This is a genomic window from Streptomyces sp. NPDC001493 (assembly GCF_053597235.1).
Map to the genome: position 1 here is coordinate 122,147 of NZ_JBSFHV010000001.1, position 22,942 is coordinate 145,088.

Annotated in this window: 16 protein-coding genes; 5 read left to right on the forward strand and 11 right to left on the reverse strand. The window is 73.4% G+C overall.

Annotated features, from left to right (window positions below; translation table 11 throughout):
* The first annotated feature begins 297 nt into the window (after positions 1-297).
* From ACWCWD_RS00495 to ACWCWD_RS00510, 4 genes are read left to right on the forward strand one after another with little or no spacing between them, the layout of a single operon-like run.
* Positions 298-1,758, forward strand: coding sequence for a polyprenyl synthetase family protein (locus ACWCWD_RS00495; protein ID WP_450769041.1), 1,461 nt, complete (start codon positions 298-300; stop codon positions 1,756-1,758).
* Positions 1,755-3,293, forward strand: a complete 1,539-nt coding sequence (locus ACWCWD_RS00500) for a phytoene desaturase (protein WP_450769042.1) — start codon at positions 1,755-1,757, stop codon at positions 3,291-3,293. Before ACWCWD_RS00495 ends, ACWCWD_RS00500 begins: the two co-directional genes overlap by 4 nt.
* Positions 3,290-4,351, forward strand: coding sequence for a phytoene/squalene synthase family protein (locus ACWCWD_RS00505; RefSeq protein WP_450769043.1), 1,062 nt, complete (start codon positions 3,290-3,292; stop codon positions 4,349-4,351). The genes ACWCWD_RS00500 and ACWCWD_RS00505 overlap by 4 nt, the downstream gene beginning before the upstream one ends.
* Positions 4,348-5,373, forward strand: a complete 1,026-nt coding sequence (locus tag ACWCWD_RS00510) for a DUF5914 domain-containing protein (RefSeq protein ID WP_450769045.1) — start codon at positions 4,348-4,350, stop codon at positions 5,371-5,373. The genes ACWCWD_RS00505 and ACWCWD_RS00510 overlap by 4 nt, the downstream gene beginning before the upstream one ends.
* Positions 5,374-5,444: 71 nt before the next feature.
* Here the strand turns inward: ACWCWD_RS00510 and fabI are convergent, their stop codons facing one another.
* From fabI to ACWCWD_RS00535, 5 genes are read right to left on the reverse strand one after another with little or no spacing between them, the layout of a single operon-like run.
* On the reverse strand, positions 5,445-6,269 hold the full coding sequence (fabI, locus tag ACWCWD_RS00515; RefSeq protein ID WP_450769047.1) for an enoyl-ACP reductase FabI: 825 nt from the start codon (positions 6,267-6,269) through the stop codon (positions 5,445-5,447).
* Entirely contained in the window at positions 6,266-7,438 is a 1,173-nt protein-coding gene (locus tag ACWCWD_RS00520; protein WP_450769048.1) for a beta-ketoacyl-[acyl-carrier-protein] synthase family protein, read from the reverse strand. Before ACWCWD_RS00520 ends, fabI begins: the two co-directional genes overlap by 4 nt.
* Positions 7,435-7,683, reverse strand: a complete 249-nt coding sequence (locus tag ACWCWD_RS00525) for an acyl carrier protein (RefSeq protein ID WP_386887327.1) — start codon at positions 7,681-7,683, stop codon at positions 7,435-7,437. The genes ACWCWD_RS00520 and ACWCWD_RS00525 overlap by 4 nt, the downstream gene beginning before the upstream one ends.
* A gap of 43 nt (positions 7,684-7,726) precedes the next feature.
* Complete coding sequence (locus ACWCWD_RS00530) at positions 7,727-8,839, reverse strand: 4Fe-4S cluster-binding domain-containing protein (protein ID WP_450769049.1); 1,113 nt, start codon at positions 8,837-8,839, stop codon at positions 7,727-7,729.
* Positions 8,840-8,854: 15 nt separating this feature from the next.
* Positions 8,855-9,574, reverse strand: coding sequence for a Phenylacetic acid catabolic protein (locus ACWCWD_RS00535; RefSeq protein WP_450769050.1), 720 nt, complete (start codon positions 9,572-9,574; stop codon positions 8,855-8,857).
* 448 nt (positions 9,575-10,022) lie between these two features.
* Here ACWCWD_RS00535 and ACWCWD_RS00540 point away from each other — a divergent pair, with 448 nt between their 5' ends.
* Positions 10,023-11,741: a beta-ketoacyl synthase N-terminal-like domain-containing protein gene (locus ACWCWD_RS00540; RefSeq protein ID WP_450769052.1), complete on the forward strand. Its 1,719-nt coding sequence runs from the start codon at positions 10,023-10,025 to the stop codon at positions 11,739-11,741.
* Positions 11,742-11,783: 42 nt separating this feature from the next.
* Here ACWCWD_RS00540 and ACWCWD_RS00545 read toward each other — a convergent pair whose 3' ends face one another.
* The 6 genes from ACWCWD_RS00545 to ACWCWD_RS00570 all read right to left on the reverse strand — a co-directional run bounded on the left by ACWCWD_RS00545 (position 11,784) and on the right by ACWCWD_RS00570 (position 22,930).
* Positions 11,784-12,287, reverse strand: a complete 504-nt coding sequence (locus tag ACWCWD_RS00545) for a PaaI family thioesterase (RefSeq protein ID WP_450769054.1) — start codon at positions 12,285-12,287, stop codon at positions 11,784-11,786.
* Positions 12,280-18,306, reverse strand: a complete 6,027-nt coding sequence (locus ACWCWD_RS00550; protein WP_450769055.1) for a type I polyketide synthase — start codon at positions 18,304-18,306, stop codon at positions 12,280-12,282. The genes ACWCWD_RS00545 and ACWCWD_RS00550 overlap by 8 nt, the downstream gene beginning before the upstream one ends.
* A 116-nt stretch (positions 18,307-18,422) precedes the next feature.
* The gene (locus ACWCWD_RS00555; RefSeq protein WP_450769057.1) at positions 18,423-19,118 is read right to left on the reverse strand and encodes a 4'-phosphopantetheinyl transferase family protein; all 696 of its coding nucleotides are present in this window, start codon (positions 19,116-19,118) and stop codon (positions 18,423-18,425) included.
* A 126-nt stretch (positions 19,119-19,244) separates the two neighbouring features.
* A complete protein-coding gene (locus ACWCWD_RS00560; RefSeq protein ID WP_450769058.1) occupies positions 19,245-20,330 on the reverse strand; it encodes a branched-chain amino acid aminotransferase in 1,086 nt (361 codons plus the stop codon).
* Between the two features lie 243 nt (positions 20,331-20,573).
* Positions 20,574-22,154, reverse strand: coding sequence for an FAD-dependent oxidoreductase (locus ACWCWD_RS00565; protein ID WP_450769060.1), 1,581 nt, complete (start codon positions 22,152-22,154; stop codon positions 20,574-20,576).
* The gene (locus ACWCWD_RS00570; RefSeq protein ID WP_450769061.1) at positions 22,151-22,930 is read right to left on the reverse strand and encodes a methyltransferase; all 780 of its coding nucleotides are present in this window, start codon (positions 22,928-22,930) and stop codon (positions 22,151-22,153) included. The genes ACWCWD_RS00565 and ACWCWD_RS00570 overlap by 4 nt, the downstream gene beginning before the upstream one ends.
* Positions 22,931-22,942: the final 12 nt, after the last annotated feature.

The window sequence follows — 22,942 nt, forward strand, 5'->3', positions numbered from 1 at the left end:
ACCCTGCCACCTCCGGGACGGCCGAATGGGTCGCGGGGCCGCCCCCGGGTCCTCGCCACCGGCCCCGGCAGCCACCGCCCGGCCGGTCGGCGTGATCCCCTCGGGAGTCAGTGCCTCGTGCCCCGACCGGTACGGATCGGGGCCTGCCCGCATCCGCCGGACGGGGGACGCCGGAAGAGACGCGACGGGCCCGGAGGACCGGGGTCCGTGACGAGCCCCGTACCGCCGGCGCGCCGGCCCGGCGGTGCGGGGCCGGCCCGAGCGGTACGGAGACCGATGCGACCAGAAGGACCTGCGATGCGCCTCACCCGGGCAGCGGTTTCCGCCTCTGCCGACCACCGGCGGTCGGAGCGGTCCCACGGGGGCGCGCAGCCGCCCGACCGGCCCGGCCGCCCCGCCGAGGGGACCCCGGCCGGTCCGGCCGCGCGGGAGCCGCACACCGCGGCGGCCCACGCGCACGGCGCCCCGGCCGGCGGCGACCCGGCGGAGGGCCGGCACGACCGGGCGCACGACGGGCCCCGGCAGGAGCCGGGCCCGGACGCCACCCGCGGGGACCGCGACCCGGCCGGCCCGCCCCGGCCGAAGGCGCCCGCCGCCGAAGGCACCGAGTCAGTGGAAAGCGCTGAATCCGTCGACGCGGACGTGGCCGGTGCCGTCCTGCGCACCGCCCGCACGGTGCTCCGGGAGCACCTCGCCGAGGCCGCCGCCATCGACGCCGTCTTCGCCCGGGACGTGGCCCGGCGGGTCGCGGACTTCACCCTCGGCGGCGGGAAGCGCGCCCGGCCCCGCTTCCTCTGGTGGGCGATGCGGGCCTGCGGCGGTGGCGCGGACGCGGTGGACGCGGCACTGCGCCTCGGCGTCGCCCTCGAACTCATCCAGACGTGCGCCCTGGTCCACGACGACGTGATGGACGGCTCCGCGCTGCGCCGGGGCCGCCCCGCCGTCCACGTGGAGCTGGCGGGCCTGACCGGCGGACCGCCGGACACCGCGTTCGGCACCTCGGCCGCCGTCCTCGTCGGCGACCTCGCCCTCGCCTGGGCGGACGACACCGTCTCGGCCGTACCCATGGACCCCGCACCCCGGAGCCGGGTCCTGGCGATCTGGCGGGCGATGCGCACCGAAATGGTGGCCGGCCAATATCTCGACCTGCACGGACAGGCCGCCGCGACCCGTACCGCCGCGCACGCCCTGCGGACCGCCTGCCTCAAGAGCGCCCTCTACTCCGTGGAGCGCCCGCTCGCCCTCGGCGCCGCGCTCGCGGGCGCCGACGACCGTACGGCCGCCGCCCTGCGCGCCGCGGGCCGCAGCGCGGGCACCGCCTTCCAGCTCCGCGACGACCTGCTCGGCGCGTTCGGCGATCCCGCCGTCACCGGGAAGCCCTCCGGCGGCGACCTCCGCGACGGGAAGCCCACCTACCTGGTGGCCGTCGCCCGGGAACGCGCCGAGGCGGCGGGCGACACCGCCGTACTCGCAGTCCTGGACGCGGGCGTGGGCAACCCCGGCCTCACCGACGAGGGACTCGCCCGGGTACGGGAGGCACTCACCCTCAGCGGGGCGCGCGCCGCCGTCGAACAGCGGGCGGACCGCCTCGCCGCCGAGGCGGAGGCCCGCCTCGACCTCGCCGGACTCGCCCCGGCGGGCGCCCGGCAGCTGCGCCTCCTGCTGCGGGAAGCCGCGGGCGGGCGCACCCCGTCGCCCCCGGCGTCCGCATCCGGACACGCGCCCGGCACCGCCCCCGAAGGAGACACCACCCGATGAGGACCGTCCCCGGGCGCACCGACCACGTCGTGGTGATCGGCGCCGGCCTCGCCGGCCTGTCCGCCACGCTCCACCTGCTCGGCGCGGGCCGGCGGGTCACCGTCGTCGAGCGCGACCCCACGCCGGGCGGACGCGCCGGACTGCTGGAGCGCGGCGGCTACCGCATCGACACCGGTCCCACCGTGCTGACCATGCCCGACCTCGTCGAGGAGGCCTTCGCCGCCGTCGGTCACCGGCTCGCCGACCGGCTCGACCTGATCCCGCTCCACCCCGCCTACCGCGCCTGGTTCGCCGACGGCTCCACCCTCGACGTGCACACCGAACCGGCGGCGATGGAGGCCGCCGTCGAGGAGTTCGCCGGCGGGCACGAGGCGCTCGGCTACCGCCGTCTGCGGCAGTGGTTGGAACGCCTATACGCCGTCCAGATGCGCCGCTTCATCGACGCCAACTTCGACTCCCCGCTCCAGCTCCTCCACCCCGACCTGGCCCGGCTCGCCGCGCTCGGCGGCTTCGGCCGGCTCGACGCCCGGATCGGCCGCTACCTGAGCGACGAACGGCTGCGCCGCGTCTTCTCCTTCCAGGCCCTGTACGCCGGGGTGCCCCCGGCCCGGGCGCTCGCCGCGTACGCCGTCATCGCCTACATGGACACGGTCGCCGGGGTGTACTTCCCGCGCGGCGGGATGCACGCCCTGCCGAAGGCGCTCGCGGACTCGGCCGCCGAGGCCGGAGCCGCGTTCCGCTACGGCGAGACCGTCAGCCGGCTGGAGCGCTCCGGGGACCGGGTCACCGCCGTCGTCACCGACCGGGGCCGCATCCCCTGCGACGCGGTCGTCCTCACCCCGGACCTGCCCGTCAGCTACCGGCTGCTCGGCCGCACCCCCCGCCGCCCGGGCGGTATCCGGCACTCGCCGTCCGCCGTCGTCCTGCACGCCGGAACGGACCGCACCTGGCCCGGACTCGCCCACCACACCCTCTCGTTCGGCCGGGCCTGGAAGGGCACCTTCCACGAACTCACCCGCACCGGCTCGCTGATGACCGACCCCTCGCTGCTCATCACCCGGCCCACCGCCGGGGACCCCGCGCTCGCGCCGCCCGGCAAGCACCTCCACTACGTGCTCGCTCCCTGCCCCAACACCGACATCGGCCCCTCCGCCCGCACCTGGGACGAGCTCGCCCCCCGCTACCGGGACCGCCTGCTCACCGAACTCGAACGCCGGGGACTCGCCGGGCTCGGTGCCGCCATCGAGGAGGAATGCCTGGTCACCCCGGTCGACTGGACCGCCCAGGGGCACGCCGCGGGCACCCCCTTCTCGGCCGCCCACACCTTCCCGCAGACCGGTCCCTTCCGCCCCCGCAACCTCGTGAGGGGCACCACCAACGCCGTCCTCGCCGGCTGCGGCACCACCCCCGGCGTCGGTGTGCCGACCGTGATCGTCTCCGGAAAGCTCGCCGCCGCCCGGATCACCGGTGCGCACCGGCCCCGAACGGCCCCCGCGACCACCCCGCGCCCCGTACCGAAAGGCACCTCCGTATGACCGCCCGTGAACTCGACGCGGCCGCCATCCACGACCCCGCCCTGCGCGCCGCGTACGCCACCTGCCGGAGGCTCAACGCACGCCACGGCAGGACGTACTTCCTCGCCACCCGGCTGCTCCCCGCCGACCGCCGCCCCGCCGTGCACGCCCTCTACGGCTTCGCCCGCCGGGCCGACGACATCGTGGACGACCTGGACGCCGACGCCGGCCCCGGGGAACGCGCGCGGGCGCTGCTCGCCTTCGAACTGCGGCTCGCCGAGGGCCTCACGCACGGCACCGCCGACGAACCGGTGATCCGGGCGCTGGTCCACACCGCGTCCGTGTACGGCATCGGCCACCGCCACTTCACCGACTTCATGGCCTCCATGCGCAGCGACCTCACGGTGACCGGGTACGCCTCCTGGGAGGAACTCGGCGGCTACACCCACGGATCGGCCGCCGTCATCGGCCTCCAGATGCTGCCCGTCCTCGGCACGGTCGTCCCCCGCGAGGAGGCCGCCCCGTACGCCGCCGACCTCGGCGTCGCCTTCCAGCTGACCAACTTCCTCCGGGACGTGGGCGAGGACCTCGACCGGGGCCGCGTCTACCTCCCGGCCGACCTGCTCACCGCGCACGGCGTGGACCGCGAACTCCTGCTGCACAGCCGGGCGACCGGCCTCCGCGACCCACGCATCACCTCAGCGCTGCGGGCCGCCGCCGCGCACACCCGGGAGATCTACCGGCGGGCCCTGCCCGGCATCGCCCTGCTCGCCCCCGAGTCACGCCCCTGCATCCGTACCGCGTTCGTGCTGTACGGAGGCATCCTCGACGCCATCGAGGCGGACGGCTACGCCGTGCTCCACCGGCGCGCGGTCGTCTCCCGCGCCCGCCGCGCCACGGTCGCCCTGGACGGCCTGGTACGCGCCCTCGCCGCCCGCCCGGCGCCCCGCAACGCCGCCGCTGCCGCACCGCGACCGACGGGTCCGGGCCGCTCCCTCCCGGCGGCGGGCGCCCCACCGGCGGGGCAGCCGCGCCGCACCCGGGCCACCGCCGAGACCGCACACGAGGACGTGGCATGACGCACCCAGGAACCGGCCGGCCCGCCCGTCGCGGCCGTATCCCGCTGCGGCTGCGCCGCGACCCCGTGCCGTGGGAGCGGCAGCGCCCCACCTGGCGCGACGCCCGTCCCGCCCTCATCGCGGGCGCCCTCGAGCACGCGCTCGGCCGCCCCTCCGGCAACTGGTACGTCATCGGCTCTTCCCGCCGCATCACCCCCGGCCGCTCCTTCGGCCGGACCGTCCGGGGCACCGAGGTCGTCGCCTGGCGCGACGCCTCGGGCCGCCTGCGGGCGGGGCCCGGAGCCTGCCCGCACCTGGGCGCACCCCTGAAGGACAGCCCGGTCCGCTGCGGGACCCTCGTCTGCCACTGGCACGGACTCGCCCTGAGCGGCGAGCCGTTCGCCGGCTGGGAGCCCTACCCGGCCTTCGACGACGGAGTCCTCGCCTGGGTGCGGCTGGACGCGGTGGGCGGCGAGACACCACTGGACCGGCCCGTCCTCCCCGAACGGCCGGTCCCGTCCACGGCGGTCGACGCGGTGTACGAGGGATTCGGCACCTGCGAACCCGAGGACGTCGTCGCCAACCGCCTCGACCCCTGGCACGGCGCCTGGTTCCACCCGTACTCCTTCGTGGACCTGACCGTCCTCGACGTCCCCGGCGGCGAAGCGGGGGACGGCCGGGACGGGTTCGCGGTCGACGTCTCCTTCAAGGTGGCGGGCCGCGTCGTGGTGCCCGTACGCGCCGTGTTCACCGCACCCGAACCCCGTACCGTCGTCATGCACATCACCGGGGGCGAGGGCCGGGGCTCCGTGGTCGAGAGCCACGCCACGCCGCTCGGCACCGACCCCTCGGGGCGGCCGCGCACCGCCGTGGTGGAGGCCGTCGTCGCCGCGTCCGACCGGCGCGGCTTCGCGCTCGCCCGCGCGGCGGCCCCGCTGCTGCGCCCGCTGATGAGGGCCTCCGCCGGGCGGCTCTGGCGCGACGACCTGGCGTACGCCGAACGCCGCTGGGAGCTGCGCAGCAGCGGGCGGTTCCCGGGCTGACCGGGTCCGTCGCCCTTCGCGCCCCACGGGCCCGGCTGACCGGGTCCGTGGGGCACGAAGGGCGAACGGGCTTACGCGGAAGCGGGCCCGGGACGGTGCGGGGGGTCACCGATGCCGGCGGAGACGGCGTGCAGACCGCCGTCGGCGTGGAGCACCTGTCCGGTCGTGCGCCCGGCGAGGTCGGAGAGGAGGAACAGCACCGCGCCGACCACCTGTCCGGGGTCCGAGCGGTCCCAGCCGAGCGGCGCCCAGGTCTCGTAGTGGTCGGCCAGCGCGTCGAAGCTCCCCACACCCTTCGCCGACAGGGTCTCCAGCGGTCCGGAGGCGACCAGGTTGACCCGCACCCCGTCGGGCCCCAGATGCAGCGCCAAGTAGCGGGCGACCGCCTCCAGCGACGCCTTGAACACCCCCATCCAGTCGTAACCGGGCAGCGCGCGGGCGCTGTCCACGGTGATCCCCACCACGCTGCCGCCGCGGCCACCCGCCGTCAGCAGGGGAGTGAGGGCGGCGGTGAGCCGTTGCAACGAGTACGCGGAGACCTGGAAACCGGCCAGCGCGCTGGCCGCCGGCGTACCCAGGAACGCGCCGCTGACGGCGTCGGCGGGGGCGTAGGCGATGCTGTGCAGCACCCCGTCCAACCGGCCCCACCGATCGGTGAGTTCCTTCGCCACGGTGGCGTAGGCCGCCTCGTCGGTGACATCGAGTTCGATGACGTCCGGCGGGGCGGGCAGCCGCAGGGCGGCCTTCCGGGTGATCCGGGCGGCACGTCCGAAGGAGCTGAGCACGATCTCGGCGCCCTGCCGCTGGAGTCCGGCCGCGACGTGCCAGGCGATCGATTCCTGGTTGGTCACCCCGGTGATCAGATAGCGGCGGCCGGTGAAGTCGAATCCGCTCATGGCGCTCCCAGTACGAGGACGGCGTTGTGCCCGCCGAAGCCCAGCGAGTCCGAGAGCCCGACCGCGCGGTTCGGACCCGGACTCAGCGGACGGGCGGACATGAGGTGGTCCACCGCCCCCAGCCGGACGTCCGGCTCGCTCAGGCCGTAGGTCGGGGGAGCGATCCCGGTGCGCAGCGCACCGAGGGTGGCGATGGCCTCCACCGCCCCGCCGGCACCGAAGAGGTGCCCGGTGGCGGCCTTGGTGGAGGAGAGGGGCACGGACGCGAGTGCCTCTCCGAGCGCGAGGCGCAACGCGCGGATCTCCGCCTCGTCGTTCAGCAGGGTGCCCGTGCCGTGGGCGTTGATGTAGCAGAGCTCCGCGGGGGTGACGCCCGCGTCGCTCAGCGCCCGCCGGATCGCCCGGGCGGCCGGAACCCCGTCCGGGGCCGGCGCGGTGAGGTGGTGGGCGTCGGAACTGGCGCCGTAACCCAGCACCAGTCCGAGGATCGTGGCGCCCCTGGCCCGGGCTCCCTCGACGCTCTCCAGCACGAGGATTCCGGCGCCCTCGCCCATGACGAAACCGTCGCGTCCCGCGTCGAACGGCACGCAGCGACCCGTCGGCGACAGCGCCCCGGCCTCGGCGAAGGAGTCCCGCACGAGCGGCAGCAGCACCGCCTCCGCGCCACCGACGACCGCCGCCGCGGCCTCACCGCGACGGATCGCCCCCAGGGCCACCCCGATGGCCTGCGCCCCGGCCGCACAGGCGCCCGAGGTGGCGAAGGACTCGCCGCCCAGACCGTAGCGGGTGCTCAGGGCGGCCGCCGCGCTGTTGGACATCATCAGCGGGACCGTCAACGGGGACGCGGTACCGCCCTGGGCTCCCTCCGGAACGCCGCCGAGGCCGGTGCCGACGACACAGCGGACGCGCTCGGCCGGATACGGCAGCCCCGCGAGCCAGCCCGCCTGCTCCAGGGCCTCCTCGGCGGCGACGAGCGCGAGCTGGGAGAACCGGGCGTTCCGCTTGCGCTCACGGCGGCTCAGGAAATCCCCCGCGTCGAACTCCGCGCAGCGGCCCTCACCCGCCCCCAGACCGGTCTCGCCGGCGGCGAGACGGTCGATCAGTACAGCGGCACCGACGCCGAGCGGGGTGACCGCGCCGACGCCGGTGACCGCGACCGCAGATGTCAACTGGCGGCCTGTTCAGTGATCTTGGCAGCCAGCTGACCCACGGTCACGTCGGCGAGCTCGGCACGCGGGATGCTGACCCCGTACGTGCGCTTGACGGTCGCCATCAGTTCGCCCACGTCCAGGGAGTCGATGTCCAGGTCGTCGAACTTGGCATCGGGGGAGATGGTCTCCTCCTCGACGCCCGACTCGATGAGCTCGGTGCGGATGAGGTCGAGTACGGACTCGGCGGTTGCAGGTGCGGACATGGTCGCTCTCTCTCTGATGCTCGGTGATGCTGTTCGGTGATGCTCAGCGGTTGAAACGCGGGGACTGGCCCTGGGACCAGGCCCACTGGCGCCAGTAGCTCTCGGCCAGGTCCAGCCAGGTCTCCAGCCGCTGGGGGCTGTCGAGGAAGTGGTTGAGGCTGACCATCAACCAGCTGTAGACGGCCTGACTGTCGCGGCAACCGCCGCAGTCGCCCGAAGTGCAGCAGAACTGCAGGGTCTTGTAGTCCGCGCCGTAGACGGCGAATCCGTCGAGCACCGGGTTGCCGTTGCTCACCCGCAGCTCGTGCTCGGGCATGTCGACGCTGATGCTCGGGCAGACGTCGTAGCCGAACTGCGCGCCCCAGTGGCCGCGTCCGGTGATCAGCGCCTCGATGAAGTACGGATGGCTGACGACCGTGTCGGGGTACAGCTCCTTGACCCGGAGCGCCTCGCCCAGCGTGCGCTGCTCGTTGTCGATCCGCAGCGGGTGGTCCGAGCCGTGCGCGCTGTAGAAGTTGAACGTCACCACGTTGCCGTTGTCACGGATCGCCCGCACCGTGGGCTCCACGTACGGCAGTCCCTCTTCGGTCAGCGCGAAGACGAACGTCACCCGGGGATCGTCCTTGTAGTGCTTGAGCCCCTTCTCGAACAGGCCGGTGAACGAGGAGCCGTTCGGCCGGTGCGCGCGCAGCTCGTCGTCGAGCGGACCGCCGCCGAACAGACTGATGCCGATCGCGACGTTCTCGAACCCCTCCCGCGGCAGCGGGCGCAGCCCGTTGGAGGAGATGGTGATGTAGGGGAGTTCCTCCACGAACGGCTGCACCCGGTCGAGGACGATGGTCGGCTCTCCGCCGATCAAGGTGGCCTGGGTGACGCCGTCCGCGGCGAGCTTCCGCGCGAACTCCCGGATCACGCCCGGGTCCGAGGTCTCCCGGACGGCGGTGTCGAAACCGCCCTCGAAGTACCAACAGCCCTTGCACCGGATGTTGCAGGCGGTGGTGAGGTGCACCTCGCACCCGCGTACACGGATGCCCATGGTGCGCAGCGCCTTGAGCCGCTCCGCGAAGTCAGGCCGATCGGCGAGCAGTTCGCGCAGACGCGCCTTGGATTCCGCACGCGACGGCGGGCGGGGAGTGATCGCTACAGGTATGGCCATGGCAGTCTCCGCAACCTACTCGGGTACGCGCAGGCCGAGATTGGCTATGCGCGGCAGAACCTTCTCGCGCCACAACTCGATGGCTTCGGCGTTGGTGGTCTTTCGCAGGCCGTACCGCACGACCGCCTGGGAGCGCTTGGTGTTGGGGCTGCCCAGGATCCCGACGAACATCGGCCACAGGCGGTCGAGGGCCGCCTGGAGCTGCTCCCGGCCCTCTTCGGTCTCGGCGAGGTTGCGGCAGACCCTGGCGCCGTGAGCGATGTGGATCTTCTCGTCCTGGATGATCGTGCGGACCGCTTCGGCCCAGGGCTTGTAGCTGCTCTCGGCGAACTCGCGCAGCATCACCATCGCGGTCTCCTCCCCGATGTAGGAGTAGACCCCGCGTTCCGCCCAGGTCGAGCAGGTGTGCATCCGGTCGTCGGCGAACAGCATCCGCTCGGAGATGCTCTGGGACTCCATGTAGGAGGTGTCGACGCCGAGATCGGCGAGAATCCGCTTGCCGATCTTGTAGTGGTCGTATTCCTCGGCGGCGCGCTCGGCGCAGACCTGGCGCTCCTCAGAAGAGGGCGCGAGCGGCAGGAACATCAGCGCGTAGTCGTCGCCGCCCGAGAGCTCACCCTCGGTGTTGATGGTGATCTGACTGATCAGCATCTTCTGGTAATCGCGGGGCATCCGGTGGAATTCCTCCGGCGTGCGCACCACGACTTCCTCGTCGTCCAGAATTGCAGTCGTCAAGCGTCCTCACCCCTTCGCAGGTCGTTGGCGGGAGGTGCGGGCAGTGCGCTGACGATGTGTCATGCGATCTCAGCCCACAGAGGATTGCCCCCCGAGCTCGCTCGAGCACCCTGCCACACCGAGAGCTGTCGGGGCCAGAGTCCGTAGACGATCAACGTCCGGGCTCCGCGGACGGTGCGTCAATTGTTCCCACTTCGCTCTTTCTCGCCGATGAGGTCCCTTTCCTCTCTTTCTCGTCGGCAGACAGATGGTACGGGCATTTAAGGGCCGTCCTGTGATCTCTCCGCGGTGTCGGAGCGAACGCGCGCATCCGGAATGCGGACGTCGCGAACCGACCGACGAAGATCGCGGAACAGCCCTTATCAAGCTGCCGGGTCGGCTGCTAACGTCTCGGGCGATGTCCTCAACTCCTGATCCCGGTACCGCTTCCGGCCCACTGCGTCGGGCCATGGAAACCATCCGTACCCTGCGCGAACAACTCGACGGCCGGCGAGAAGAGCGACGCGTCGCCATCGTGGGCACGGGGCTTCGCGCACCCGGCGGAATCACCGATCGAAGAACGTACTGGGATTCCTTGGCCGACGGCCGGGATCTGACCGGAGAATTGCCGGAACAGCGCCGCCGCGCATTTCCGGGAGGGTGGGACGGACTTCTCACCCGCGGCGGATATCTGGACGACGTGCTGGGTTTTGACGCGAAGTTCTTCGGCATCTCCCCCCGGGAAGCGAGGAATCTCGACCCGCAGCACCGCCTGCTCCTCGAAGTGGTCTGGGAAGCCTTCGAGGACGCGGCGATTCCGCCCGCGCGGGCCGCGGAGTCGACCGGCGTATTCGTCGGCATCACCGGCCAGGACTACCGCCATTGGGCGGAGAGCGAGCCCAGCTCCTCCTGGCTGATCGGCAACGGCCACTGCTTCGCCGCCGGCCGCATCGCCTACACCCTCGGCTTCCAGGGTCCGGCCATGGCGATCGACACCGCCTGCTCGTCCTCCCTGGTCGCCGTGCACACGGCGGCCCGTGCCCTGGTGGCGGGCGACTGCGACGTGGCGGTGGCAGGCGGAGTCAACCTGGTTCTCGCGCCCCGCTCCACAGCTGAGATCGGGCGCACCGAGGCGCTGTCCCCGGACGGCCGGTGCCGTCCGTTCGACGCACGCGCCAACGGTTTCGTACGCGGTGAAGGGTGCGGGGCGGTGGTGCTCAAGCGGCTGTCCGACGCGCGGAAGGACGGCGACCGGATCCTCGCCGTGATCGAGGGCACCGGCGTCAACCAGGACGGCCGCTCCTCCGGCTTCACCGCGCCCAACGTACTGGCGCAGAGCCGGCTGATCGAATCGGTGCTGGCCGGCGCCGGGCTGACCGCCGCCGACATCGGGTATCTGGAGGCACACGGCACCGGCACCCCGCTGGGCGACCCGATCGAGCTGGAAGCCGCCCGGATGGCGCTCGGCCGCACCGGGCAGCGGTGGCACGTGGGATCCGTGAAGGCGAACCTGGGGCACACCGAGGCGGCCGCGGGGGTACTGGGACTGATCAAGGCCGTCCTGTGCCTGGAACGGCGGCAGATTCCGCGCCAGGCACAGTTCGAGACCCTGAACCCGCGGATCGACCTCGGCGACAGCGGCATGACCGTGCCGACCGGGACGGTTCCCTGGGAGGCGTCGTCGGGCCGTTGCGCGGCCGTCAGTTCGTTCGGCATGAGCGGAACCAACGCCCATGTCGTCCTCTCGGCCGACACCGACACCGACACGGCCCTACGCACCGGCATCGACGCCGCCCCACGCACCGCCACCCACGGCGGACAGCTCCCGGACGGGGACGAAGCGGACGGCTTCCTCGACGGCTTCCTCGTGAGCGCGCACACCGTCCCGGCCCTGCGCGTCCTGGCCGCCCGCTGGGCGGACGAGGTGGCGGACCACCCCTATCCCGCGTTCGCCCACACCGTCACGTACGGCCGCACCCGGCTCCGCCACGCGGTCTGGATCAGCGCGGACAGTACGGACGACGCCCGCGCCGCGCTGACCGCACTGGCGAAGGGCGACGACGACCCCCGCGTACGGACCCTGGACGCGGACGGGACGCCGCCTCAGGACGAGAGGACCGGGCGCGCGGTCGTCTCCCTGCCGGCCTATCCGTGGGAGCGGATCTCGTACTCCGTACGTCCGGTGTGACGCCCGGAGCGATCCGCTCCCACTTCCCGGTGTGACGCGACGTCAGCCGACCGCGCCGACCGCGCCCACCGCGCCCACCGCGCCCACCGCGCCCACCGCGCCCACCGCGCCGACTGTGCCGCTCCTTCCCCGGCGACCGGGGAAGGAGAAGTGCAGCGTCGCCATGGCGACCCGGCGCGCCTGCTCGTCCTCGACCCACGCCGTGAAGACCCCGGTCCGCCTGCCGATGCGCACCGGCTCGATCCTGGCGCGCAGCGGACCCGGCTCGACGGCCTCCAGAAAGCTGATACTGCTCGAACTCAGCACCGCCGCCGGCGTCCTGCCCAGGTAGGCGCTCACGGTCAGGTACGCCGACACGTCCGCGAAGGCGAAGATGGCGGGTCCGGAGACCGTACCTCCGGGCCGGACCGACAGGCTCTCCGCGTCGGTGGTGAACAGCACCCCGTCCGGTGTCACCTCGGCGACATCGATGCCCTGCCGGTCCGGCATGAACTCCCTCAGCAGCGCGCGGACCTCCGCCGTGGTGAGGATCGGCCGGTCATCCATGGGTCTCCGCCTCCATCGTGTCGAACAGCTCCGACAGGGCCACACCCAGACGGGCCACCGTGCCGTACTTGAACAGCAGCGTCGGGCTGAGCCGCAGCCCGAGCGAGGTCTCCAGCCTGTTGCGGAGCTCCAGAGACATCAGGGAGTCCAGGCCGAGCGCCTTCAGCGGTACCTCCCGGTCCAGCCGGCCGGGATCGACGCGCAGCACCTGCGCCGCCTCACCGCGCACCGCCTCTTCCAGCAGGGGCCGCCGCTGCTCGGGCGGCACCTCGCGCAGCCCGCCCTCCACCGCGGCCCGCTCGGCCGTCGCGAGCGACTGCCAGCTGGCCAGTGCGGCGGCCGCGGGATACGTCTCCAGCCACCGCCGCGCGTCGAGCGCGACATGGGCCACCACCGCCTCGTCGCTCTCGATGAACGACCGCAGTGCCCGCCAGCAGGCATCGACGGGGAGGCTGCCCATACCGCGGTCGGCGAGACGGTCACCGCGACCGGCCGCGCGGGCCGCGAGGCCCACGTCGGCCACCGGCCCCCACTGCACGCTCAGACCGGGCAGGCCCACCGCCCGGCGCTCGGCGGCCAGCGCGTCCAGGCCGCTGTTGGCCGCGGCGTAGGCCGCCTGGCCGGCGGTACCGACGAAGGCGGCGGCCGACGAGAAGAGCACGAAGAGGTCCAGCCCGTCGGCGGCGGTGAGCTCGTGCAGCACCCGGGCGCCGTCGGTCTTCGGGCGCAGCACCCGTTCGATCCGCGCGGCGTCGAGACTGCCCAGGGTGGCGTCGTCGAGGACGCCCGCGGCGTGGAAGACACCGCGCAGCGGAGGCAGCGTCTCCCGGATCTCGTCCAGCACCGCACGCATGCGCTCCCGGTCGGCCACGTCGCCCGACCACACGCCGACGTGGACGCCACGGGCGCGCAGGGCGTCGATCCGGTCCGGGTCACGGGGCGCGGACCGGCCCAGCAGGGCGATCGCGCCCGCGCCGTTCTCCGCCAGGTACTCCGCCAGGGAGAGACCGAGCGAGCCGAGGCCGCCGGTGATCAGGTAGCTTCCCCGGGCCCGGAAACGGCCGCCCGGCAGCGGCTTCGGAACCACGGTGGAGCACTCGCCGGGAGCGGTGAGCACGACCTTGCCGATGTGCTCGCCCCGAGACATGGTCCGGAAAGCCGTCTCCGCTTCGGCGAAGCTCCACTCCCGGACCTCGGGCGGCGCCAGCACACCGCTCTCCACCCGGTCCCACACGGCCCGCAGCACACGGGCGAACCGCTCGGGACGCCGGCGCAGCATTCCGGCGATGTCCACGGCGGTGAAAGCGAGCGACTTGGCGAACGCGCCCAGATCGACGGAGGTGTCCGCGTAGATGTCGCGCTTGCCGACCTCCACGAACCTGCCGTCCTCCGCCAGGACTTCCAGCCCGACCGCGATGGCGGCCCCCGCCAGCGAGTTGAGGACGACGTCCACGCCCCGGCCACCGGTGGCGGCACGCACCCCGTCGGCCCAGTCGAGCCCCCGGGAGTCGAAGACGTGCTCGACGCCCAGTCCACGCAGGCGGGCGCGTTTCTCCTCGGTCCCCGCCGTGGCGATCACGGTGGCTCCGGCCGACCGAGCGACCTGCAGGGCGGCGAGGCCGAGCCCGCCTGTGGCCGAGTGGATCAGCACGGTCTCCCCGGCCTCGATCCGCGCCACGTCGATCAGCGCGTGCCAGGCCGTCACCATCACCATCGGCAGCGCCGCCGCCTGTACGGGGCTCAGCCCCGGGGGCAGCGGCACCACGTGCCGTGCGTCCACCGTGGCGTGGCTGGCCAGCGAACCGAAGCCGCCCGCGACGACCCGGTCACCGACCAGGATCCCGGTCACCTCAGGGCCGACGGCCGTCACGGTGCCCGCGCAGTCGAGCCCCAGCAGTTCGCGGTCGGCGGACTCGTCCGGGTAGACGCCCATCGCCTTCATCACGTCGATGAAGTTGACCGAGGCCGCCTCCACCGCGATCTCGACCTGCCCGGCGGCCGGGGCCGACCGGTCCAGGGGCCGGCGCTGGAGCGTGTCGAGGCTCCCCGGCCTGGCCACCTCCAGACGGAACGCCTGGGTACCCGTACCGGTGCGCCAGGGCGCGGGGGTCTCCGGCGGGCCGCCCTGCGAACGCCGTCCGACCAGCCGCTCGCCCTTGCGCAGGCGCACCCTGTCCTCGGTCGCCGCCAACTCCTCCGCCAGCTCGTCCGCCGAGTCCGGCGACAACTGGTCCACCTCGATCAACCGGGCGCCCAGCTGCGGGTACTCGGCCTGGACGACGGCGAGGAAGCCCGGGTAGAGACCGGCTCCGGGATCGCCCTCGCGCACCACGGCGACCAGCCGGACCGACGGGTTCTCGTCGAGGCACCTCCGGATGAGAGCGGTCAGCTCGACGAGGCCCGCCGGCCCGTCCTCCGGTGCGACGAACACCACCGTGCCGGCCTCGGCCAAGGCGTCGAGCCCCACCGCGTCCGGCAGCAGATCCGTCCGCCGGCAGGCGACCGTCCCGACGGGTGCGTCCCTCTCCCGGCGCTCGCACGGTTCGAAGACCATCCGGTAGATGTCCGCGGCGATGTCGTCCTGCCCGGATTCGACCGGCAGTTCGGCGAGCACCAGCCCGCCGACGCGGCCGACCGGAGTGCGGTCCGCGTCGAACACGTCGAGGTCGAAGCCGTCCCCCCGACGGCGCGCGTGCACCCACAACCGGCTCGCGCCGGTGGCGGACACCAGCGCCGAACCGATCGCCACCGGGACCGACGGCCCGTCACCGGCCGCGAGGGCAGCCTGGAGGACACCGTCCCACAGCACTGGGTGCAGCGCCCCCACGAGATCTCCGGAACGGCTTCCCGCCGGAAGTTCCAGCTCGACCAGCGCCTCGCCGTCTCCGGCGTACGCCCGTGTCACCGACCGGAACGCCGGTCCGTAGTCCAGACCCCGCCGGGCGCAGCGCAGGTAGAACGCGTCGGCGTCCAGGGCCGCCACGTCGAGCAGATGCTCCGGGAAGGCCCGGAACTCCGCCGGTGCCCCCCAGGAAGCGCGGGACCGGCAGTGCCGGGTCCACCCCGTCTCGTGGGCGGACGCCACCGTCAGCACGCCCGCGTCACCGGCTCCGCGCCGCCAGGTGACGGCGAGCCCGGCGGGCTCGTCACCCAGCACCAGCGCCGAGGGCAGCTCGACGTCCCGCAGCAGGACCGGTCCGTCCGCCTGGCCGGCCAACGCGTGCTGGAGCAGCGCCAGACAGCCGCCGGCCGGGAAGAGGACCAGGTCGTGCACGCGGTGATCGGCCAGCCAGGGGTGTGCCTCCACGGCGAGCGGGACGGTGCTCTCCCACACGCCGTGCGCCGTCGACGGCGCGAGCGACAGCGCCAGCCGGCCGTTCGCCGCGCCACGCCCCCTGGCCGGCTTCACCCAGTGCCGCACGCTCTGGAACGGGTACGGCGGTACGGCCTCCGACGGACGGCCCACGGGCCGCGGCCCGCGGGCGTCCAGCCCCGAGACGTACGCCTCGCCGAAGGCACGGAGCAGGTCCCGGTGGCCGCCCTCGCGGCGGCGCAGGGTGCCGAGCACGACCGGCGGCTCGGCACGGGCCCCGCCGATCTGCCGCAGCGCCGTCCCGAGTCCGGGGTGGGGGCTGACCTCGACGAAGTGCGTCACGCCGTGGTCGAGCAGCCGCTCCACCGCCTCGGCGAGCCGGACCCGGCTCCGCAGGTTCCTCGCCCAGTACCCGGCGTCCACCTCGGTGCCGTCGAGGTCGGCGAGATCCACGGTCGACATCATCGGCAGGTGCCCGCGGCGGGGGCGTACCGGTGCCAGCGCCGACCGGATCACCTCGGTCAGGGAGTCGATCTGCGGGCTGTGCGAGCCGTAGTCGACATCCACCAGGCGGCAGAACACCTCGTCGGCCTCAAGGATCTCCTTGAGCAGCAGGACGGAGTCCGCGTCCCCGGACAGCACACAGGAACGGGGGCCGTTGTGCACGGCCAGTTCGACCAGGCCCTCGAAGCCCTCCAGTGCGGCCAGCGCTTCGGCGGCGCTCAGGTCCACCGCCAGCATCCGGCCCTGCCCGGCGACCCGCCGCAGGAGTTCACTGCGCCGACTGACGACCAGGGCGCCGTCCTCCAGGGAGAGCGCCCCGGCCACCGTGGCCGCGGCGATCTCGCCCTGGCTGTGGCCCAGTACGAGATCGGGCCGCACCCCGGTGTCGGTCCACGCGGCGGCGAGCGAGACCGACATGGCCCACAGCGCCGGCTGTACCCGGTCCACCGCCGACGAGAGGTCGGCGCCGGTCACCAGGGCGCGTACGTCCCAGTCGACGTGCCGGGCGAGCGCCTCGGCGCACCGGTCCATGGCACGGGTGAACGCGGTGTCGTGCCCGTAGAGGCCCGCGCCCATCCCGGCCCACTGGGCGCCCTGTCCCGGGAAGACGAACGCGACCTTCCCGACCTCCCGTGCCCGGCCCGCGGCGGCCTCGAACAGCTCGGGGCCGATCAGGGCGCGCCGCTCGGCGAAGTGGTCGCGGTGCCATGCCAGCGTCCCGGCCAGCTCCCGGGCGGACACGCCCGCGTCGATCCGCTCGCGCACGTCCTCGGCCCGTCGGACCAGAGCGGACTCGGTGTGGGCGCTGAGGGGCACCAGGAACGGCTCGGACGACGGGGCCGGTCCGGAGGACGGGGCCTGCTCGGACGGCTGGGCCTGCTCGGACGACGCGGCGGCTCCGGACGACTGGCCGGGTCCGGTGCGCGCCGCCGGCGGCGGGCCGGTCAGGACCGCGTGGGCGTTGGTGCCGCCCCAGCCGAAGGAGTTGACCCCGATGTGACTGTCCGGGGCGAGCGGCAGGGGCTTCCTGGCGACGGCGAGGCCCAGTCCCTCGAAGTCGATGGCCGGGTTCAGCTCCTCGGCGTGCAGGCTGGCGGGTACGACGCCGTGCTCCAGCGCCAGCACCGACTTGATCACCCCGGCCAGGCCCGCGGCCGGTTCGAGGTGGCCGATGTTGGTCTTGACCGATCCGATGTGCAGCGGGCCGGCCTCACGGGCCCTGCCCAGCACCTCGCCCAGCGCGGACGCCTCGGCCGTGTCGCCCCGCACCGTGCCGGTACCGTGCGCCTCGACGTACGCGAGCTTGTCGAGGGGTACCGCTCCGGAGCCGTACGCCCGGCGCAGGAGATCGCGCTGAGCCGCCGGATTCGGCGTCACCAGACTGTCCCCGCCGCCGTCGTTGTTCACCGCGCTGGCGACGATCACGGCACGTACCCGGTCGCCGTCGCGCAGCGCCCGGTCCAGCGTCTTCAGATACACCGCGGCCACGCCCTCGCCACGGACGAAGCCGTCCGCCCCCGCACCGAAGGCGTGGCAGCGACCGGTCGGCGACAAGCCGCCGAAGTGCGTGAGCCCGACGGTCACTTCCGGCGTCAGCATCAGATTGGACCCACCGACGAACGCCGCGTCGACCTCGCCGTACCGGAGCGCCTGGCACGCCTGGTGCAGGGCCACCAGCGAGGACGAACAACTGCTCTCGACGGTGAGGCTGGGCCCGGTCAGTCCGAGCACGTAGGACACCCGGGAGGAGAGGATGTCGAGCGAACTGCCGACGATGCTGTGCTGGGTCGCACCCGCCCCGGCATCCTTGCGGAGCAGCTCGTAGTCGTGCCACAGGCCGCCCATGTACACCCCGGTGCGCGAACCGCGCAGCCCGGAGGCCGGCTCACCCGCGTCCTCCAGGGCCCGCCACACCGTTTCGAGCATCAGCCGCTGCTGCGGGTCGAGCACTTCGGCCTCGCGCGGCGAGATCCCGAAGAACTCCGCGTCGAACAGGTCCACCCCGTCGAGGAAGCCGCCGACGCTCTGGATCTCCCGGGTCGGATCGACCACGTCCGCCGGGTCCCAGCGGTCCGCCGGTACCTGCCCCACCGCGTCACGGCCGTTGATCAGCAGATCCCAGAACGAGTGCAGATCCGGAGCCTGCGGGAATCTGCCGGCCATGCCGACGATCGCGACGTGATCAGTACGGATGTCGTCCAATGTCCCTCCCAGGAAGGCGAATCGCCACCGGGGTTCTATCCTGGAGCGCTTGCGCGATCTTGTCGAGGCATGGGTGAGCAGTAGTTCTTGCCGCTTGTTCCCTTCACCGGGGGAACTCAGAGTTTCACGGCGACCGCAGCGGCATATCCCGTTTTTGACGTGATGTCATGGAGCGCCCAGCCGAAGGGGGGAACAGCCCTTTCGCCGGCTCCGACGTGATCCGACGACGCCTCGCGGCCGAATCCGGTGCCCAGTCCTTTGAGATATGCCTCCTTGCGCGCCCACACCCGGGCGAAGGCCGTCGGGCGGGTCGCCGCGTCGTGAGCGGCCAGCTCGCGTTGTTCCAGCGGGGTCAGCAGATCCGCCGTCCGGTCGGCCGTCCTGAGGCCGGGCACCTTCTGGACGTCCACACCCACCGGAGCGGCGGCGAACGCCAGCAACACCTCTCCGCAGCTGTGGCTCAGCGAGAAGTGCACCGGGTCCCCCGGTACCGCGGGCCTGCCGTGCGGCCCGTCGCAGCACGGACAGCTGTGCCGGACGAACCGGACGTCCTCCGGCTCCATGGACAAGTACCCGCCCAGCAGGAGGCGAAGGGCCGTGTGGGCCGCGAGGTACTCCCGCCGCCGCGTCCCTTTCATGCCCGCCGCCCGCGCCAACTCGGCGCCGTCCAGCACGCTTTCGTCGATCAGTCCGTCATCGGCGCTCAGGGACCAGAGATGTGGCCCTTCCGCGGCCGACGGGTGCCCGAGAGCCCCGGACACCCGTCCCGTGAACCTCCTGGCGGTGCGGGCGACCTGAGTGGCCGAGGTCAACGGTGCCATCTCCTTCGTTTCCTGAGGGCTGTCCCGTGATTCCGCGCCCGTCGGGAATCGCGGGAATTGCGGGACAGCCCTTGGGGAGCCGGTCCGGGCTCCTCGGCCGCCACCCGGTGCGGGGGCTCAGACCACGCGCCGCATCCAGCCGTGCTTGTCCTCGGCGCGACCGTACTGGATGTCCAGGACATGGTCGCGCAGCGCCATGGTGTGCTTGCCGGGAGTGCCGTCCCCGACGGTGAACTCGTAACCCTCGCCCTTGAATCCGACCATCGGCGTGATCACCGCGGCCGTGCCGGCCGCGAAGACCTCGGTGATGCTGCCGTCCGCGGCCCCCGACCTCAGCTCGCCCAGGCTGATCGACCGCTCCTCGGGGGTCAGCCCGAAGTCCGCGGCCAGGCTCAGCACGGTGTCCCGGGTGACGCCCTCCAGGATCGTGCCGAGCGCGGGGGTGACGAGGCGGCCGTCCGCGGTGATCAGGCACACGTTCATGGTGCCGGACTCCTCCAGGTTGTCCTCACCCGCGCTGTCCAGGTACATGACCTGGTCGCAGCCGTGCTCCTGCGCCTCGATCTGCGCGGCCAGGCTCGCGGCGTAGTTGCCGCCGCACTTGGCCGTTCCGGTACCACCCTTGGCGGCGCGGGTGTACTCGCTGCTGATCCACAGCGTGACGCCGGTGACACCCGAGGAGAAGTAGGGGCCGGCGGGGCTGGCGATGACCGAGTAGGTCACCTGGGCGGCGGGCCGCACGCCCAGGAACGCCTCCGAGGCGAACATGAACGGCCTGATGTAGAGGCTCTCTTCACCGGTGGCCGTCGGGACCCAGGCCTCGTCCGCACGCACCAGCTCCTCGACGCTGGCGAGGAAGTCCTCCTCGGGCAGCTGAGGCAGCGCCAACCGAGCGGCGGAGCGGGCGAAACGGCGCGCGTTGGCGTCCGGACGGAACAGCCAGACGCTGCCGTCGGCGTGGCGGTAGGCCTTCATGCCTTCGAAGATCTCCTGCGCGTAGTGCAGCACCGCCGCGCTGGGGTGCAGGGAGAACGGCACCAGCGGGCCGATCTTGTGGTCCTGCCAACCGCTCGCCGGGGTCCACACCGCCGAGGCCATGTGGTCGGTGAAGAAACGGCCGAATCCCGGTGCGGCGAGGATGTTCGCGCGCTCGGCCTCAGGGGTGGGATTCGTCGTCCGGGAGAGGGGAAAGTCGGTAGTCATTGCCGAATCCTAACGACAAAGTGGTTTGTCCCCAGAGGGAGATGGCAGTGGGTCCGGGAAGTGGTGCACGATTCCCACGTTCCGGGACGGTTCGTCCCGGAAGGCATTTCGACGACCCGCATTGGGCGTCCATGAACCGATTGCGACCGGCCTGATCCAGCCGAATGTCCTGAGGGCTGCTCCCCGGGCGGTGTCCGCGGATTCCCGCCAGGCGCAGGCGCAGGCCGCCCGGCGGGACACGGCCTACGCCGTTCCCAGCCGCGCGAGTTGCCGCAGCAGGGCGGATCGCCCGCCGCGCGGCACCGTCCACAGGGTCTGGCCCCGCACCCCCCAGTCGGCCAACAGGGCGTTCGCGGCCATGAACCCGCTGGTGGCGGCCCGTTCCATCAGGGCGACCGGCAGCTCGGTACGGACCAGGTCGCCGGCGACCACGACGGCCGGGTCGGGGGTGCGTACGGCGGGACGGTCGCGGTAGCCGCCCACCGGGAAGTGCGGGCAGTCCGCCCGCCATTCGTGCCGGGAGTCCACCACCCGCACCCCCGAGGTCTCCGGGTAGATCCGGTGCAACTGGCGTACCACCTCGGCCTGTACGGACTCCCGGTCGGCGTCCGGTGCCACCGCGTACGCGTGCAGCTCCACCACCGAACCGCCGGTGCGGCGGGACCAGCGCAGGGCCTCGCCCTCCCAGCGTTCGAGGACGCTCACGTTGTCCAGCGGACCGTACCCGCTGGTGCCGAGGAAGCCCGGGCGGTCCGCCGCCACGGGCCGCTCCAGCCAGAGCCGTGACACCAGGAACGGCGGGGCGGTACGCAGCCTCGCCAGCCGGCCGCGCCACCGGCCGTCGCCGAGCCCGGGCGAGGCCGCGACCAGCCGGCGCAGCCCGCCGGAGTCGAGCGCCAGCACCACCGCGTCCCGGTGGGCCGTCCGGCCGTCCGCCGTGACGTCGAGCCCGCCGTCGGCGGAGGGGGTCACGCTCTCCACCGCCGACCCGGTCCGCACCCGTACCCCGTGCTTCTCCAGGTATCCGTGGAGCGGGTCCCAGAGCGCCTGCGGGAACGGTTCGGCCGGTACGTCGAAGAGCAGCCCCTCACTGGAGCCGAGGAAGTAGATGTGGAACATCAGCACGAGCTCGGCGGCGGAGAGGTCGCCCGGATCGGCGAAGAAGCTCCGGGAGAACACCTCGAAGGCCAGGTGGTGCGCGGCTTCGGGGAAGCGGACCCGGGCCAGGAAGTCGCGGGCGCTGACCCCGTCCAGCCGCTCGTACACCTGGGGTACCCGTACGTCGAGCAGCGGCAGCGCGGCGCGCGGGTTCATCCGCAGCAGATCGCGCGCCCCGAAGGAGGGGCTGAGGGCGACGAACCCCATCGCGCTGAGCGGAGGCGTGCGCGGTACCCGCGCGAAGCTGTCGTACATCCCGCCGCTGTGCCGCAGCGGATAGTCCGGCACGGCGGTGAGCGACTCCAGCCCGGGATCGACCCGGCGGAGCAGCCCGCGCAGGTTGTAGTACTGGCGGAAGAAGGCGTGGAAGCCCCGGCTCATGGTGACCGAGGAACCGTCCGCCAGCTCGGTGGACCACCCCGCGAGCCGGCCGCCGAGCATCGCCTCCCGTTCGTGGAGCGTGACCCGCGCGCCGCGTTCGGCCAGCAGGGTCGCCGCCGCGAGCCCCGCGATGCCGCCGCCGACGACCGCGACCGACGGGGCCCCGCCGTCGAACCGCGCGCGGCCCTCCGGGGCCCGGAGCACCTCCGCCCGCCGGTCACGGCCGTGCCGCCGGGGGTCCGGCGCACGGCGGCCGTCCGGCACCCCGGCTCCCGGCCGCCTCACGCGGCGTCCTCGGACCGGCGGGGCGCCCGGGCGACGAAGGTGTGGGTGATGCCGGTCTGCCAGCCGGGCAGCGGCAGCACCCGCGCTCCCTCGAAACCGGCCCGGCCGATCCGCTCGGCGAAGGCCGGCGCCGTGTCGAAGTCGAGCACGCTGCGCCACAGATGGCGGTAGAGCTCCCCGTCCCCGGCCGCCCGGCCCAGCGGCATCACCACCGAGCGGCAGACCGCGCTCCACAGCGACCGGTGCGTCCGGCCCTCCGACAGGGCGTACTCGTGCACCGCCAACCGGCCTCCCGGGGAGAGGAGTTCGCGGACCGAGAGGAGCACGGCGTCCGGATCGGTGACGTTGCGGAAGAGATAGGCGGCGAACACCGCGTCGAAACGGCCGCCGACCGCACCGCCGCCGACCGTATCCCCGCCGACCGCACCCCCGGGGCCCGCTCCCGCACCGTCCGCCAGCGCCTCCACCGGGGAGTGCACGAACCTGACGTGGGCGGGCCACTCCTTCGCGGCCGCCTGCGCGAGCATGCCCGCCGACGCGTCGACAGCCACGATCTCCGCGTACGGAGCGGCGGCCAGCAGGGCCGCGGTGGAGGCGCCCGTGCCGCATCCCAGGTCGAGCACCCGGAGCCCCGCCCCGCCGTGCGGCAGCCCGAGCCGGCGGGCCGAGCGGCGCAGATGGGCGTGGTAGCCGGGGTTGGCGGCCACCAGGCGGTCGTAGGCGAGGGAGGCGTGGTCGAACGCGGAGGACAGCTCGGCGTCGTGCAGCAGGGTCATGGCGTGGTCATT

Excerpts from the sequence above, each read along its gene's own strand:
- ACWCWD_RS00495 (WP_450769041.1), top strand. The coding sequence starts at position 298 with ATGCGCCTCACCCGGGCAGCGGTTTCCGCCTCTGCCGACCACCGGCGG.
- ACWCWD_RS00500 (WP_450769042.1), top strand. The coding sequence starts at position 1,755 with ATGAGGACCGTCCCCGGGCGCACCGACCACGTCGTGGTGATCGGCGCC.
- ACWCWD_RS00505 (WP_450769043.1), top strand. The coding sequence starts at position 3,290 with ATGACCGCCCGTGAACTCGACGCGGCCGCCATCCACGACCCCGCCCTG.
- ACWCWD_RS00510 (WP_450769045.1), top strand. The coding sequence starts at position 4,348 with ATGACGCACCCAGGAACCGGCCGGCCCGCCCGTCGCGGCCGTATCCCG.
- fabI (WP_450769047.1), bottom strand. The coding sequence starts at position 6,269 with ATGAGCGGATTCGACTTCACCGGCCGCCGCTATCTGATCACCGGGGTG.
- ACWCWD_RS00525 (WP_386887327.1), bottom strand. The coding sequence starts at position 7,683 with ATGTCCGCACCTGCAACCGCCGAGTCCGTACTCGACCTCATCCGCACC.
- ACWCWD_RS00530 (WP_450769049.1), bottom strand. The coding sequence starts at position 8,839 with ATGGCCATACCTGTAGCGATCACTCCCCGCCCGCCGTCGCGTGCGGAA.
- ACWCWD_RS00540 (WP_450769052.1), top strand. The coding sequence starts at position 10,023 with ATGGAAACCATCCGTACCCTGCGCGAACAACTCGACGGCCGGCGAGAA.
- ACWCWD_RS00545 (WP_450769054.1), bottom strand. The coding sequence starts at position 12,287 with ATGGATGACCGGCCGATCCTCACCACGGCGGAGGTCCGCGCGCTGCTG.
- ACWCWD_RS00560 (WP_450769058.1), bottom strand. The coding sequence starts at position 20,330 with ATGACTACCGACTTTCCCCTCTCCCGGACGACGAATCCCACCCCTGAG.
- ACWCWD_RS00570 (WP_450769061.1), bottom strand. The coding sequence starts at position 22,930 with ATGACCCTGCTGCACGACGCCGAGCTGTCCTCCGCGTTCGACCACGCC.